Consider the following 14,332-nt stretch of genomic DNA (forward strand, 5'->3'; position numbering starts at 1 on the left):
AACACGATGGCTTTCCCGACCGCCCTGAACAACCAGATCACGGACTCGGTCTCCCAGGTCAACACCAAGGTCTTGGGCGATGCCCCGGCCGTCGCGATGGGCAACCTGTTCGTCGCCACCAGCCAGGCGCTGTCGAACGCGGCCCACAACGCCACGAACAACCAGCAGCAGTCCTACGTGGTGATGCAGGCGGCGACCACGCAGGGCCTCTCGACCCTGTACTCCGTCGACACGGCCTCGACCGGCGTCGTCACCACCCAGATCCTGGGCCTCTCCTAAGGAGAGCCGGCGGGCCGCCCTCGGGACACCGGGGGCGGCCTCCGCCGCAGGTTGAAGCGCCCGGTCGCGCATAAGCCCGTGTCCGCAGAGGCTGTGGCGGAAGCCTGAAGGCAGGAGTGTGTGAATGCCGGACGGAAGCTCCGCCGGTCTTGCCGGATCGGTCGCGGCGAACACGGCGATACCGCTTGGCCTGACCCCATCCCTGGCGATGGACATGACCTACGTCGCCATGGCCGACAGCCTCGGCCTGGCCATGCAGAACGCCGTCGCCAACCAGCAGCGCGCCCAGGTCATCACCGAGGCCGCGCTCGCCCAGGTCCTCACGCTGATCATCACCAAGGGAACCGCAAAATCATGAGCGACGAAGGCACCGTGAACACCCAGGTGATCGACGCGACGTCGGACATCGTCACGCTTCTGACGGGACAGTCCCCCGCGCAGTCGTTCGCCATGCTCGACGCCGTGATGGTCGAGACGCTCGGCATGGCGATGCACAACGCCGTGCACCGCCAGCAGAACGCCGGCATGGTCAATTCCGCCGCGGTCACCGCCGCCTGCGCCAAGATGCTGTCCGTGCCCTTCCCCACCACGCCCCCGCCGCCACCCTCGGGCTCGTCCACCTCCGGCGGCAACGCGTCGCCGCTGCAGCCGCTGACCCCACTGCTGACGACCTCGCTCACCACCCTGCCCTCCACGGTCACCGGCGGCTCTGGAAACAGCACCATCACCGGCGGCACCGGGAACGGCACCGTCACCGGCGGTACCGGCAACAGCACCGTCACCGGTGGCACCGGGAACGGCACCGTCAGCGGTGGTACCGGCAACAGCACCGTCACCGGTGGTACCGGGAACGGCACCGTCAGCGGCGGATCGTGATTGACCCCGCGTCCATCCCCCAGCGGCCGGCCGTCCAGGCCACAACGAGCAAGGAGCCTTCATGTCGGAGCCCACGAAGGTCAATGCGCAGATCATTGACGTCATAAACCAGACGCAGGCGGCGACCATGAGCCAGCAGGTCGTCACCACCAGCGGCGCCGGGAAAGCCTATCAGGCGGTCGCCCAGTCCACGGCCATGGCCGTGCAGGACGCGACGGACACGCTGCGCAACGTTTCGACCATCGCCACCACGGCGATCGGTGTCGCGATGGCGCAGCTCCTGGCGACCGGTGATCCGAAATACGTCACCGCCCTGACCCAGGCGCAGGGAATGATGACGAGCGCCGCCAACGACTTCACCAGCATCGGTACCGCGGCCTCCACGGTCCTGAATAGCTTCCCGTCGAGCTGACCCTTACGCAGGTGTCCCCACCATGACCGTCTCTGTCGCCAACAAGATGATCCAGAACCGCGCCGGGCTCACCGACCTGGGGCGGCTTGCGCTCGCCTTCATCGATGGCGGGTCGGAGTGGCTCGACTGGGCCATCAGCAACGCCGGTCCGCGCTACGATTTCCCGGACGAGAGCACGCTCGTGGAGCAGGTCCAGCAGGGTCTTCACGCCACGCGGCTGGCCCTGCTGCCCAATCTGAAGCTGATGGTCAGCCCGGTGAAGCTGATGACGCTGGGTGTGGACAGCCTGCGCACGCTGGCCGATGCCGAATCCGGCGACACCAGCGCCACGGTGTCGGCCCAGGTCAGGCGCATCCTCGCCGACCACAATCTCCTGACGCAGGACGACTTCGCCGCCAGCGCGTCCTTCCTCGCCGGGCTGGGAGTCTCCGGGGCTCCGGTCTTCCAGTTCATGGGCTTCGACGAACAGCTGGCGGTGCAGGAGCTGCTCTACCGCAAGGAAAGCCAGGGGACGGCGAACCCCGAGCTGCAGAAGGAGGCGGCCGCCTTCGCGGTGGACCAGGCGCGCACCGTGCAGGAGTTCGCGGATTATTATCAGTTCTATCTGATCTACGTGAACCGGCTGGGTTCCCTGACCGCGACGCCGGACGACCGGAAGAAGCGGGCCGGCGGCGCGCTGGACACCATCCTGCCGCAGCTGTTCGGCTTCCTGGAATGCCCGCAGGTCCCGCCGCTGGCCGCCCCGGCGGAGGTGGCGCAGGCCGTTTCCAACTGGCAGAAGCGCGGCCGGCCGGTCGGCTTCGCCCGCCTGTCGGACGGGGCGCTGCAGATCGTCCGCGACACGGCCTTCCGGGACGAGACCGGCGACGCGGTGCGGGTGCTAGTGGCCGGCTATCTGTCCGGGGCACAGGCCCTGCTGTCGGCAACGCCGCCGCAACGCGGCATCATGGGCCAGGACGGCGCGTCCTGTCTCTTCCCCATCTTCGGCAAGGGCATCCAGGCGGAAATCCAGATGGGGGCCGCGGGGGTGATCTCGCTGCGCTGCTTTCGCCCCGACCCCCCCGCCGCCACGGCCGCCACCGCCGCCGCTTGACCCGCCTCGACAGGCCGTGACCGTGGCGGTCCCTTCTGCACCGCCCTGTGCCCCGCTTTCTGTGCCGCCCGCTGTGCCGCCCGCTGTGCCGCCCTCTGCGCCATCCACACCGACCGCCAAAGCCGCGGAGGCTTCGGCGCCGGCGGAGACGCAAACACTCCCGGCGACACGCGCACCACAAAACCGAACCGGACGAAGGAGATCGAAGGATGGGCGTTTCCCAGCCCCCCAGCAGCCCGAACCCTGAACCGGCGGCCGCTCCAACGGCGCCGGACACGTCGGCTCCGGCGACGCCTGCGGTGAACGCGCCGGCGCCCCCGTCCGATGCGGCGCCCGATACGTCGCCGTTCGAGGCGGGCACCAAGACACCCGCCGAAATCGCCAGTGCGCTGCTCGACCACGCGGTAAAAAGCGTGAATGCCGCCGCCGAGCAGGCATTGGCCGCCGTCGAACAGGCCATCCAGCTCGCCGGCCACGCCGTGGAGGCGATTCCCGGCCTGACCGCGCACCCCGGCGGCGATGCCGACGAACAGGGCGCGATGTCCCAGGCGAACGAGGCGATGACGCAGGCGCTCCAGGCCGCCAGCGGAGCCGGAGCCGGCGGTCAGGCGATGCAGCAGGCCAGCGAGCAGCAGCAGAAGGCCGTCACCGCGGCCAACGAGGCGGCGCAACAGGCCATGGCCGCGGCCAGCGCCCAGATCGCCCGGGCGATGAACAGCAAGGGCGACCCGGCCCTCTGAAGCCGCCACCACCGACCTGCCGCCCCGGAGCGACCGCGACGCTGCGTGGTCTTCCGGCCCGCGCGGGGCGGGGCTGTTTCCGCCCGTTTCCGAACCTGGATACCGATCCGGGGCCCAACCGAGCTGAAGGACATCCCGCATGCCGTCCCGCACGCGCCGGAGATTGATCGTTGTCGCGCCCGAACCCCCACCCTCCGCCCCGCCGTCCACTCCGGTGGAGGCGAGCTTGGATGCGGTGGCCGACGCTGCTGCGCAGGCGGTGGGCCTGCCGGTCGTGCCGTCGTCCCAGCGCGATACCGCGCACGGCTGGACCGCGGCCGCCGTCCACCCGCTCCAGCCGTCCCAATCCGCCTGGCTGCGGGTGGTCCGTGGATCCTCCATCGGGATCGGAGCGCCCGGCGAGCGCGCCGCCGTCGAGACCGCCGCCATGGAGCGGCTGTTCGTCGCGGGAGAGGGGACGCCGGCCCTCCTGGGCGTGCCTCCCGGAGCGGTCTACGAAGGTGAGCGCTTTCCCCTTCCCGATGACCGGCTGACCGCCGCCCGCCGCCTGCTGAAACAGGCGCTGGGCATCGTCGGCGAGGCGAAGGACGGCCAGCCCATCGGGTCCGACGCCATCTCGCGCCGGCTTCGGAGCGTCCGCGACCTCGTGCTGCCGCTGATCGAGGCTTGTGCCGGACCGGCCGAGACGGGCGGCGCCGCCCCTTTCCTGGAGGAGCGGCGCCAGCTCCGCGGCCTCGACCAGGACATGGCGGCGGCGCAGAGCTGGGACGCGGTGGAAGCCATCATGGCGGGCCTCGCCCGGATCGTCGACAGGCTCGGCGACGCGGCGCTGGCCGCCGGGGCCGTCCATCTCTCCTACACCGCCGAAGCCGCCTGCCGTCTCCGGCTCGCCGTCCGCTTCACGGTCGCGTCCGACAGCCTGCTTTCCGCGGACCGTCTGGCCGACGCCGACCGGGCGCTGACGCGCCTCCTCAACGGCGGCTATCCGCAACTGGCGGGCTGGCTGTGCAGCCGCATGCGGGCGCTCGCCCGGCGGGTGGCGGAGAGTGATCCGTCCGGAAACAGCCGCTTCATCGTGCTGGAGGACGGACGCACGGGAGCCCGCGGGTGGGCCGTCCGGATTCTCGTCAACCCCGGCCTGCCGGCCCCGACATGGTTCGCGCTGTTCCAGCGCCTGCACAACGTCCTCGTCATGGCCCTCTTCTCGCTGAAGCTGGAGCTGTACGGCCTGCTTCACAGGCTGGCCGGCGCGGCGCCCGCGAACAACCCTGTGGCCGACGACGCCGACGAGGCGGCAGGCGGCGGGGCAGCAGACGGCGGCTCGGTGGGCGGCGGTGCGGTGGGCGGCGGAAGCCGGGGAGCCACGGAGTACGGGCGCAACGGCTGCGCCGCCGTGCTGGTCGACGTGACCATCCCCCGCCACGGCACCCTGGCCCTTCAACGGCAATGGCGGCGCTTCACCGGCGACCTGCGTCTTGAGGACGGGCTGCCGCGTCCGGGAACGGCCTACCGCATCACCTCGGCCCTGCGGGCGGTCGACACCCTGTGCCGGTCCGCGCCTTCCCCCCGGAACGCGGCTCCGGCGCTGATCTCCCGGCTGCACGGTCTGCTGGCCAAGCAGGACCAGGCCACGGCGGACGGCATCGCGGCGATCCGCGCCCGCCTTCGGGAGGGTGTCGCCCCGCTGTCCCTGAAGGCCATCGACGGGCTGAGCGACACCGCGGCGCGACGCTTGCTCGTCGTCATCCTGGAACAGTTCTGCCAAGGCTACGGGCTCGCCGCCGACACGGCGCTGGCCGCAGCCTTCGACGGCTGGTTCGCCGCCAAGGTGCCCGGCTATGCGGATCTGGCCGACCTGCCCGAAGCGGTGTCGACGGCCATAAAGGCGGCCAAGGACAAGGGCGCCTGGAACGACGAGACCGCAGCCACCGCGAACGCCGTGGGATTCGGCCTTTGGGTGTCGGGATTCATGGAAAGCCATCTGGAGAGGCGCGCGTCCTTCCTGCGCGATCGCTTCGAAGACTCCGGCTCTCTGCTGACCTGCCTGACGTCCCTGCCCTCCCTGGCGGCGGCGCTGGACGGACCGGACGTCCAGCCGGTCATCCAGGGTCCCTGGGCGGCGGCGCTGCAGTTGGAGCAGGGCTTGCCACGGCAAGGGAATGCCGCGGCGGCAGCCCCCGTCGACATCCTGCTTCAGGACGGCACGTCAGGGCGCTCGCCGGACAGGATCCTCACCGCCGCCGCCTCGCTGATCGAGGATTGGCTGACCACCCACCGCAGCGGTTTCACGCTGACGCGAGACGGCGGACGGCTGGCCATCGTCTGGCACGAGGAGGTCGACCTCGGCATCCTGCGCTACGCACCGGTCGGGGCCACGCTCACGGTGACGGGCGCCGTGCCGGGCAGCGCGCCTCCTTCGCTGATCCGGGGTCTGCCGGTCGCCGCCCTGTCCGATACGATCCGCTCGGTCCGCGAGAGTCTGGCGCAGACCGACGACGGCGCCGTCCGCAGCCGGCTGGCCGCCACGCTGAACGCCCTGACCGCCCTCAGCCTGCGCACCGGGGCGCCGGAGGGCGCCGACCCGTCGGTGACGGCGCTGCGCCATGGCCTGTGCCGCCATCTGATGCTGAGCAGTGCGGAGCAGGCGCAGGGCTCCGCCGCCGACTACCCGCGGAGCTACCACCCCGACGACGCTTTCCGTATCGTCCTGGACGACAACCCCGTCGACGCGGCGCGGCGGCTGGGCCCTTCCCCGACCGGGGCGGAGACCCAACGGACTCTGGATCTGCTCGTCGTGAACCAGGGCAGCGGCGGACGGAGCGCCGACGGAGAGCCGCTGCTGTCCCCCGGAACCTGGACGGCGAAGGCCCTGGCCGCCAGCGTCGTCGCGCCCCTGGAGGCGTCCGGATGGACGGCGAGGACCATCGTCCTGGATTTCCCCTTCTCGGCCCAGATGCTGGAGGTGTTCGCCCCGCTGTGCGCCGGCGGGGGTCGGATCGTCATGACGCTCGGCGACAGCTTGGAGCCGATCATGGACCGGGGGCTGTGGGACGCCGTCCGGCCGGTGCTGGCCCAGGGCGACGCCGAGGCGCTCCGCGACGCCATCGAGGCGCGCGTCGCGGCCATGACCGCGGCCGCGGTTGGCCGCCTGCATCTGGACGATGTCCTGACCGCGCCCGACGCGGCGATCCACGAGCATCTCGCCAGCCATCCCGACGGACGGGATGCGCTGTCGGTGCTGCGCTGCCTGAAGCCGATCGGCGACGTTCTGCAGGATCCGGACACGCCGCTGGACCGCATCGACGCGGTGCTGCGGGCGCTGCGCGGGACGCCGCTGCCCCGGAGCGACTTCGCGGTGGAGGAGCAGGCGCTGCTCGACGCCTTCCCGCGTTCCGTCAGCGAACTGACGACGGATAGTTTGGACCGCTTCCGCGCCGTCTTGCGCCAGCGGGTGGAAACCGTTCTGTCCGATCGCCGATTCCGGATCGGCCTTGACCCGGCGTGGCTGGCTGGCTGGCCCTTGTACGCTCCGGAACCGGTGTACGGTCCGGAACCCGAGTGCCTTTGGAACCTCCTCGGCGGCCGGTGGGCCAACATTCTGGGCCTTGCCCCCGGTCTCTCCCAGGGACAGGCCCGCTTCGCCGTGTTCCATGGTGAAACCGGCGAAATCAAGCTGGTCGGCACGGGCGGCTGACCGGTCTGGCGGTGGGATGGGGCCGGCGCGCCCTCCCAACCTCGGACGAAAGCCCGCCGCACCGGAACGGTTCCAAACCGTTCCGGTGCGGCCTTGCCGGCGCGAAATCACACCGCCGGGCGTCCGTTCGACGGTATCAGAGTTTCGGCATCGGCGGTTCGGAACACAGGAACCGGCCGATCTGTATGGCGTCCAACACCGGCGTCAACGTTCCCTTCCCATTCGTGACTAAAGGCGTAATGAGTTCATTCATTTTATCGACCATGCCCGCGAAACAAACCAAGCCCCCATCGTTCATATTGCTCGATCTTGAAATATCCATGATTTTCCTTACTGCTGAAATGCCGGCGGTGACACAGTTGAATTTGTTTTTCGTTTCATCAAGATCATACCATCCATACATCATTTTACCAACAGGATCATCAAACAGATTTGATTTGTTTTGCTTTAGTTCGGTTATCTTCTCATTAAACAGATCATACGCGGCTTCTGAAACAGGTATCGAAACAACTCGCCGGGCGCTGTCCAAAAACATCACCTCATCATTGTACCATTTTCCAGGTATGGACCCGCCCTCCTTCAGAGTCGATGTGTTGACGAAACTGGATAAAAGCGATGCTGGATTGAAACCGGCAACCGACCTTTGCACGTTTCCACCATCGATCATTTCTGAAAATATTGCAAAATGGCCAGCGTATATGGAGGCGATACCCTGAAGAACGCTTTCACAGGGCGATGTCAATTTAAGATAGTTATAGATCCGCCACAGCCCGGAGACCTGATACCCGAGATTTTCCTGGCAGTACCGAAGGAACTCAGCCATATCGGTTCCTTCGGCATCCTGGAAACTGAAGAATTTATCGAGTTCCTTGTTGCCGGCCCGGAAAGCCGCCTTTTGGCTGACGACGGAAATAAAGCCAATACTGTAAAGCGCCATGATTCCACCCGTTCTGTGATGCCGGCCTGGAAGCCGGCCGGGAAAAGCGAAGGAATGCCGTCGCCGGTGGGCGCCGGGCCGCAGGCGCGGACGCAGGGCAACGAGCATTCCGGTACGTTTCGGACGTTTCGCTGGCGGGAGGCGTGACGGCCGCCCCCTCCGGCCGACCGGCTCACCCGCGCGCGGTGGCGGCGGTCAGGTTGCGCCGATACTCGCGCGGGCTTTCCCCGACGAGGCGGCGGAAGCTCTTTTCGAAATGGCTGAGGTCGCCGTAGCCGACGCTCATCGCCACCTCGGTGATGGGCAGCCGGCGGTCGGTGGCCAGAAGCTCGCGCGCCTTGTGGATGCGGATGCGGCCGAGCAGACCCTTGAAGGAGGTTTGAAGCTCCGTCCGGAACAGGTAGCTGAGGTGGGACGGGCTGACATGGGCCTGCCGCGACAACGCGTCCAGCGTGATCGGGTCGGCAAAGCGCTCGCCCAGGAAGACCAGCGCCTTGCGCAGGCCGCCGTGCAGCCGGGCGAGAGCATCCTGGTCGCGGGTCAGCGCACAGTGCACCCAATGGTCCACGGGCGAGGGAGCCGGCGGGACAACGGACGCGGGCTCCGGATGGCCGTTCGGATGGCCCACCGGATGAATGCCGGACTCCGGGTCCGCCGGCATGGCGCCGCCGACCATCCAGGGGGCGTGGCGGCGCACATCGCCGTGACGGATCGGTCTGCCGCCGGTCATCACCGCCAGCCGGGCGATCACGCGCTCCAGCTCGAACAGGTTCTCCGGCCAGGAATAGGCCATGCAGAGAGCGATCAGCTCGTCGGTCCGCATCTCGTCGGCGCGCCCGCCATGGCGCTCCAGGGCGGCGAGGACCAGCGGCTCGATGTCCGCCGGGCGGTCGCGCAGCGGCGGCACGGTGGCGCATAGGAAATCCAGCTCGGCCAGCAGCGGGCGGGAGAAGCGCCTCTCCTCCGCCAGCCGCCGCAGGTCGGCGGTGGTCGAGGCAATGACCCGCGGGCCCCCAATCCCGTTGGCCGCCCCGCTGGCGCCCAGCGCCCAGCCGCCCGGCGCGTCGAGCCATTGGCCGAGTTGGGACGGCATGTGCTGGACGATCTGCCCTTGCAGGGCCGGCGTCATCTCGTCAACGCCGCTGAGGAACAGGGTGCCCCCGGCGGCCCGCGCGAACCAGTCGGCGGGCGCGCCCGCCGGGTCCGCCCCGTTGACCTGGACGAAGGGACCGTCGCGCCGCGGCCCGGAGCCGTGGATCGCCGCGGCGAGCTGCGCCTTCTCCGTTCCGAACTCCCCGGTCAGCAGGACGGGCAGCGCGCTGTGGGCGGCCTGCTCCAGGAAGGCGTCCAGCTCGCGCAGCGCCGGGCTCATGCCGACCATCAACAGGGGCCGCCCGAACCGCCGCTCCGCCCAGCGCCGCACCTCGTAGCGCTTGGCCAGATAGCCGCACTGACGGGCGACGTCCTGCAGGATGGGCGCCTCGGGCGCGGCGCCGTCCGGCGCGCGGTCGAGGACCAGCCGCATCTCGCCGACCGGCGCGTCGGCATAGGTGATGGGCACCACCACCGCCTCCGGGTCGGCCGCGGCGTCGTTGGGATCGCCGTCCGCCGTCCAGCAGAGGCGGCCGCCCGCCCGGTCCTGGGCGAGCACCAGCGTGCCCATGTCCTGGAGCCACAGCGCCCCGCCGCGCAGCGGCGCGCGGTCGGCCAGCCGCCCCATCAGCCCGCCGATCAGGTCCGGCAGACTGCGGAAATCGGCGGAGGCCGGGTGCAGGATCTCGTCCAGCGAGCCGCAGACCGACACAGTCATCGCACCGCCCCCTTGGTAAAGCCGTGCCGCGTCTTCCGCGCGCGCCGGACCTTGAAGACGAATGCATGCATCGCGGGGCCGCGATGACGGTAATCGGATTGATAGGATCGAATCATGACCGGATTCACCTGCCGCCGTTTCGGACAATGGGTTCACAGCCAATCGACGTTTCATGGTGTCAGGGCGTGAAGTCTTCGGCAGACCGGCTTTTTTTCCGGACAAAAGAAGGGGCCGCCCGGCCTCCGGTTCCCCGGCGCCGGGCGGCCCGTCAGGCCTCAATCAACGTGAGGGGATCACCGCGAACGGACCAGCGCCACCGGCTTGCGCTCCGCCCCGGCCTCCGGCGCGCGCTCCGTCCCCTCGGCGTAGGCGCGGCCGTAGTAGCTGTCCAGCAGGAGCTGCCGGATTTCCGCGACCAGCGGGAAGCGCGGGTTGGCGCCGGTGCACTGGTCGTCGAAGGCGGCCTCGGCGATGGCGTCCAGCCGGGCCAGGAACTCCGCCTCCGGAACCCCGGCGGCCTGGATCGAGGCCGGAATGTCCAGCGTGCGCTTCAGCTCCTCCACCCAGGCGACCAGCGTCTCCACCCGCTCGTGGTCGCGGCTGCCGCCCAAACCCAAATGCCGGGCGATCTCGGCGTAGCGGGCGACGCCCTTGGGCCGGTCGTACTGGCTGAAGGCGGTCTGCTTGGTCGGGATGTCGGCGGCGTTGTAGCGGATGACGTTGGCGATCAGCAGCGCGTTGGCGACGCCGTGCGGCAGGTGGAACTCCGCCCCCAGCTTGTGCGCCATCGAATGGCAGACGCCGAGGAAGGCGTTGGCGAAGGCGATGCCGGCCAGCGTGGCGGCGCTGTGCACCTGCTCCCGCGCCTTGGGGTCCTTGGCGCCTTTGGCGTAGGCGGAGGGCAGATGCTCCTTCAGCAGCTTCAGCGCCTGCAGCGCCTGCCCGTCGGTGTACTCGTTCGCCAGGACGGAGACGTAGGCCTCCAGCGCGTGGGTCACCGCGTCGATGCCCCCGGCGGCGGTCAGGCCCTTCGGCATGTCCATCACCAGATTGGCGTCGATGATCGCCATGGTCGGTGTCAGTTCGTAATCGGCGATCGGGTACTTGATGCCGGTGCGCTCGTCGGTCACCACGGCGAAGGGCGTGACCTCCGACCCGGTGCCCGAGGTGGTCGGGACGGCGACGAACTGCGCCTTCACCCCCAGCCTGGGGAAAGTGTAGATGCGCTTGCGGATGTCCATGAAGCGCAGGGCCAGATCCTCGAAGGCGACGTCCGGGGCCTCGTACATCACCCACATGATCTTCGCCGCGTCCATCGGCGAGCCGCCGCCCAGCGCCAGGATGACGTCCGGCTGGAAGGCGTTGGCGAGCGCCAGCCCACGCCGCACCACCGCCAGGGTGGGGTCGGCGGCGACCTCGAAGAAGGTCTCCACCGCGAGGCCCAGCCCCTTGAGGATGCGCACGGTCTCGTCGACGTGGCCGTTCTCGAACAGGAAGCGGTCGGTGACGATCAGGCAGCGCTTCTTGCCGCGCAGTTCCTCCAGGGCGAAGGGCAGGCAGCCGCGGCGGAAGTAGATGGATTTCGGCAGCTTGTGCCACAGCATGTTCTCGGCCCGCTTCGCCACGGTCTTGCGGTTGATGAGGTGCTGCGGCCCGACATTCTCGGAGATCGAGTTGCCGCCCCACGAACCGCAGCCGAGCGTCAGTGACGGTGCCAGCCGGAAATTGTAGAGGTCGCCGATGCCGCCCTGCGAGGAGGGCGTGTTGATCAGGATGCGCGCCGTCTTCATCGCCTGCCCGAAATGGCGGATGCGCTCCGGCTGCTGGTCCTGGTCGGTGTAGAGGGCGGAGGTGTGGCCGATGCCGCCCAGCGCGACCAGCGCCGCCGCCTTGTCGCAGGCGTCCACGAAGTCGCGGGCGCGGTAGAGCGCCAGGGTCGGCGACAGCTTCTCGTGGGCGAAGGGCTCGTCCTCGGTCACCGCCTCGACCTCGGCGATCAGCACCTTGGTGTGGGCGGGAACGCTCACCCCGGCCATGGCGGCGATGGCGCCGGCCGACTGGCCGACGATGTCGGCGTTGAGCGCGCCGTTCTTCAGCAGCACCTTGCGCACCGCGTCGGCGTCCGCCGCCGACAGGATGTGGCCGCCATGGTGGGCGAAGCGGTCGCGCACCGCGTCATAGACGGCGTCCACGACGATGGCCGACTGCTCCGACGCGCAGACCACGCCGTTGTCGAAGGTCTTGGACATCAGGATGGAGGCGACGGCCCGCTTGATGTCGGCGAACTCGTCGATCACCGCCGGGGTGTTGCCGGCGCCGACGCCGATGGCCGGCTTGCCCGAGGAGTAGGCCGCCTTGACCATGCCCGGCCCGCCGGTCGCCAGGATCAGGTTGATGTCGGGGTGGTGCATCACCGCGTTCGACAGCTCCACCGAGGGCTCGTCGATCCAGCCGATGATGTCCGGCGGTGCGCCGGCCTCCACCGCGGCCTGGAGCACGATCCGCGCGGCCTCGCAGGTCGCCTTGCGGGCGCGGGGGTGCGGTGAGAAGACGATGCCGTTGCGCGTCTTCAGGCTGATCAGCGCCTTGAAGATGGCGGTCGAGGTCGGGTTGGTCGTCGGCACGATGGCGCAGATCAGGCCCACCGGCTCGGCGATCGTCATGATGCCGTATTCCGGGTCCTCCTCGAGGATGCCGCAGGTCTTCTCGTCCTTGTACTTGTTGTAGATGTATTCGGAGGCGAAGTGGTTCTTGACGACCTTGTCCTCCATCACGCCCATGCGCGTCTCGGCGACCGCCAGCTTCGCCAGCGGGATGCGCGCGTTGGCTGCGGCCAGGGCGGCGCTGCGGAAGATGCGGTCCACGGTCTCCTGCGTGAAGCCGGCGTAGAGTTTCTGCGCCTCCCGGACGCGGAGGACGAGGTCGTTGAGGTCTGCAAGCGTGGTGACGGGCATATCGTGTCGCCTCTGCGGTTGGCGCGCCGCCGGCCCCTTCGGGCCGGTCCTGGACAGCGGATGCGGGCGGGTTGAAGCCCTTCACAGACAACGGCATCCAGGGCACGCACGGAAAATCGGTCATGGCCGGGCGGCGCTTTGGTCCTGTCCGCGCGGCAGGGAAACTATCCCCCGAGCATGGGTGAGGGACCATGACCCAGGTCAAAACTGGTATGACCACTTTCGGGGTAGCGCCACCCCCAACCCGCCCGGCCGGACCGGAAAAATCTCTTCCGAACGGGTGGCGAATTGCGCTGGACAAGCGCTCCGGTTCTTCCTATAAGACGCCCCCGCACGCAGCGGCGCCCAGGTAGCTCAGTTGGTAGAGCAGGGGACTGAAAATCCCCGTGTCGGCGGTTCGACTCCGTCCCTGGGCACCATTCTCTCAAGTCTTGCCATGAGAAAATGGTGTGCCGACTGCCCTGGCCGAAGCCAGAGGCCGTACTCAATTCCCCCACATATCTTTGGTTTGAATGACCGCTCCACCGCGGTATGGGTGTCCGTTGTCTACTCGGATGTCCTCTTCACCCGACGATGCTCGATCAACAGCTTCACCTGCTTGATCGCCAGCGACAGGTCGTCATCCACCAGCACGCGGGCGTGCACCAGCAACTCACTCTCCATCTGCGAACGTTCGTCCGTCTGGTCCGGACGCGATTCGAAACCGAGCAGGTCGTTGGGTGAGGTTCCCAGCACGCGGCACAAGCGAAGAAGCGTGTCGTAGTCGGGCCGGCGGGTTCCGGCGACATAATGCCCGTACCGAGGCTCGGCCAGCCCAGCCCGGCGCGCGACCTCCGCATCGGTCAGCCCGAGTTCCCGCGCCCGTTCCCTGAGTTTCGTCGTCAGCACCTGCATGCCGCATGTGTTGCGCGGAGCGGCGTTGCGGTCCATGTACGAACCGACGATAATGAAATCGCCGATACGACAATGGAGTGCTTGGAAATGCCGCCACGCAGCCGTCTCATCCGCTCCATCGCCGCTCCTTCAATCATCACCATACCCCTTGCCTGCCCGCACACACCGCGAGCGGAAGAGCCCGGAGCCGCCTTTATCGCGTTTCAGCGATGGCTGCATGCCGCAGACATGGCTGCCAATGATGCGGCCACTCATGAAATCTGTGGCTGGGGAGTGATCGACCTGCGCACGCCATTCCTCGCCCGCGCGATCAGGCGGGGCGTTGACGCAACAGCGTGGGATGATTTGGCAAAGCGGTATGACGACGCTTCCCGCGAACGGCGGTATGTCGAAGCGATGCTGACCGCGCACGGAGCAAACGCGCCGGTTCAACGAATCGGTGGCATTCACGCGACGGGTGGATGCACAGATGCGCTTCGGGAACGAGTCGAGCGGCAAACCGCACACGACGCGCCGTAACCCTCCTCGCCCGCTGTCAGTGCGGGAGGCTCTCACGCCGCAAAAGTTCAGGCATGGAAAGCAAGCGGATCACCTGTTTTTCAATGGCTCTCTTCGTTGCCAGAAAATGCGGCCAAGCGCTTCG

At 68.5% G+C, this 14,332-nt stretch carries 12 protein-coding genes and 1 tRNA gene; 9 read left to right on the top strand and 4 right to left on the bottom strand.

What is annotated here, in order from left to right:
* Window positions 1–6: 6 nt before the first annotated feature.
* The 7 genes from ACFPMG_RS16065 (at window position 7) to ACFPMG_RS16095 (ending at window position 7,094) form a co-directional block, all read left to right on the top strand.
* On the top strand, window positions 7–279 hold the full coding sequence (locus ACFPMG_RS16065; protein WP_014200162.1) for a RebB family R body protein: 273 nt from the start codon (window positions 7–9) through the stop codon (window positions 277–279).
* Window positions 280–403: 124 nt separating this feature from the next.
* On the top strand, window positions 404–637 hold the full coding sequence (locus tag ACFPMG_RS16070) for a RebB family R body protein (protein ID WP_376996132.1): 234 nt from the start codon (window positions 404–406) through the stop codon (window positions 635–637).
* Window positions 634–1,155 (top strand): RebB family R body protein, encoded by a 522-nt coding sequence (locus ACFPMG_RS16075; protein ID WP_376996134.1) that lies wholly within the window; start codon window positions 634–636, stop codon window positions 1,153–1,155. The genes ACFPMG_RS16070 and ACFPMG_RS16075 overlap by 4 nt, the downstream gene beginning before the upstream one ends.
* A 61-nt stretch (window positions 1,156–1,216) precedes the next feature.
* Window positions 1,217–1,567, top strand: a complete 351-nt coding sequence (locus ACFPMG_RS16080; protein WP_376996135.1) for a hypothetical protein — start codon at window positions 1,217–1,219, stop codon at window positions 1,565–1,567.
* A 22-nt stretch (window positions 1,568–1,589) separates the two neighbouring features.
* Window positions 1,590–2,660, top strand: a complete 1,071-nt coding sequence (locus tag ACFPMG_RS16085) for a hypothetical protein (protein ID WP_376996137.1) — start codon at window positions 1,590–1,592, stop codon at window positions 2,658–2,660.
* A gap of 209 nt (window positions 2,661–2,869) precedes the next feature.
* A complete protein-coding gene (locus ACFPMG_RS16090) occupies window positions 2,870–3,400 on the top strand; it encodes a hypothetical protein (protein ID WP_376996139.1) in 531 nt (176 codons plus the stop codon).
* Window positions 3,401–3,539: 139 nt separating this feature from the next.
* Window positions 3,540–7,094, top strand: coding sequence for a hypothetical protein (locus tag ACFPMG_RS16095; protein WP_376996140.1), 3,555 nt, complete (start codon window positions 3,540–3,542; stop codon window positions 7,092–7,094).
* A 136-nt stretch (window positions 7,095–7,230) separates the two neighbouring features.
* On the opposite strand, the gene ACFPMG_RS16100 is transcribed toward ACFPMG_RS16095, so the two are convergent.
* The 3 genes from ACFPMG_RS16100 to adhE all read right to left on the bottom strand — a co-directional run bounded on the left by ACFPMG_RS16100 (window position 7,231) and on the right by adhE (window position 12,795).
* On the bottom strand, window positions 7,231–8,139 hold the full coding sequence (locus ACFPMG_RS16100) for a hypothetical protein (protein ID WP_376996142.1): 909 nt from the start codon (window positions 8,137–8,139) through the stop codon (window positions 7,231–7,233).
* Window positions 8,140–8,203: 64 nt separating this feature from the next.
* Entirely contained in the window at window positions 8,204–9,841 is a 1,638-nt protein-coding gene (locus ACFPMG_RS16105; protein WP_376996144.1) for a helix-turn-helix domain-containing protein, read from the bottom strand.
* A gap of 293 nt (window positions 9,842–10,134) precedes the next feature.
* Entirely contained in the window at window positions 10,135–12,795 is a 2,661-nt protein-coding gene (gene adhE / locus ACFPMG_RS16110) for a bifunctional acetaldehyde-CoA/alcohol dehydrogenase (RefSeq protein WP_376996146.1), read from the bottom strand.
* A 343-nt stretch (window positions 12,796–13,138) separates the two neighbouring features.
* Between adhE and ACFPMG_RS16115 the strand changes: the two genes are divergently transcribed.
* Window positions 13,139–13,214, top strand: a tRNA-Phe gene (locus tag ACFPMG_RS16115).
* A 127-nt stretch (window positions 13,215–13,341) separates the two neighbouring features.
* On the opposite strand, the gene ACFPMG_RS16120 is transcribed toward ACFPMG_RS16115, so the two are convergent.
* The gene (locus ACFPMG_RS16120) at window positions 13,342–13,725 is read right to left on the bottom strand and encodes a helix-turn-helix domain-containing protein (RefSeq protein WP_376996150.1); all 384 of its coding nucleotides are present in this window, start codon (window positions 13,723–13,725) and stop codon (window positions 13,342–13,344) included.
* Between the two features lie 51 nt (window positions 13,726–13,776).
* Between ACFPMG_RS16120 and ACFPMG_RS16125 the strand changes: the two genes are divergently transcribed.
* On the top strand, window positions 13,777–14,208 hold the full coding sequence (locus tag ACFPMG_RS16125) for a hypothetical protein (RefSeq protein WP_376996152.1): 432 nt from the start codon (window positions 13,777–13,779) through the stop codon (window positions 14,206–14,208).
* Window positions 14,209–14,332 lie beyond the last annotated feature (124 nt).

Origin of the sequence: Azospirillum himalayense (assembly GCF_042657465.1) — a bacterium.
GTDB lineage: Bacteria > Pseudomonadota > Alphaproteobacteria > Azospirillales > Azospirillaceae > Azospirillum > Azospirillum himalayense.

Excerpts from the sequence above, each read along its gene's own strand:
- ACFPMG_RS16100 (WP_376996142.1), bottom strand. The coding sequence starts at position 8,139 with ATGCTCGTTGCCCTGCGTCCGCGCCTGCGGCCCGGCGCCCACCGGCGA.
- ACFPMG_RS16080 (WP_376996135.1), top strand. The coding sequence starts at position 1,217 with ATGTCGGAGCCCACGAAGGTCAATGCGCAGATCATTGACGTCATAAAC.
- ACFPMG_RS16105 (WP_376996144.1), bottom strand. The coding sequence starts at position 9,841 with ATGACTGTGTCGGTCTGCGGCTCGCTGGACGAGATCCTGCACCCGGCC.
- ACFPMG_RS16070 (WP_376996132.1), top strand. The coding sequence starts at position 404 with ATGCCGGACGGAAGCTCCGCCGGTCTTGCCGGATCGGTCGCGGCGAAC.
- ACFPMG_RS16120 (WP_376996150.1), bottom strand. The coding sequence starts at position 13,725 with ATGGACCGCAACGCCGCTCCGCGCAACACATGCGGCATGCAGGTGCTG.
- ACFPMG_RS16090 (WP_376996139.1), top strand. The coding sequence starts at position 2,870 with ATGGGCGTTTCCCAGCCCCCCAGCAGCCCGAACCCTGAACCGGCGGCC.
- ACFPMG_RS16075 (WP_376996134.1), top strand. The coding sequence starts at position 634 with ATGAGCGACGAAGGCACCGTGAACACCCAGGTGATCGACGCGACGTCG.
- ACFPMG_RS16085 (WP_376996137.1), top strand. The coding sequence starts at position 1,590 with ATGACCGTCTCTGTCGCCAACAAGATGATCCAGAACCGCGCCGGGCTC.
- adhE (WP_376996146.1), bottom strand. The coding sequence starts at position 12,795 with ATGCCCGTCACCACGCTTGCAGACCTCAACGACCTCGTCCTCCGCGTC.
- ACFPMG_RS16095 (WP_376996140.1), top strand. The coding sequence starts at position 3,540 with ATGCCGTCCCGCACGCGCCGGAGATTGATCGTTGTCGCGCCCGAACCC.
- ACFPMG_RS16065 (WP_014200162.1), top strand. The coding sequence starts at position 7 with ATGGCTTTCCCGACCGCCCTGAACAACCAGATCACGGACTCGGTCTCC.
- ACFPMG_RS16125 (WP_376996152.1), top strand. The coding sequence starts at position 13,777 with ATGCCGCCACGCAGCCGTCTCATCCGCTCCATCGCCGCTCCTTCAATC.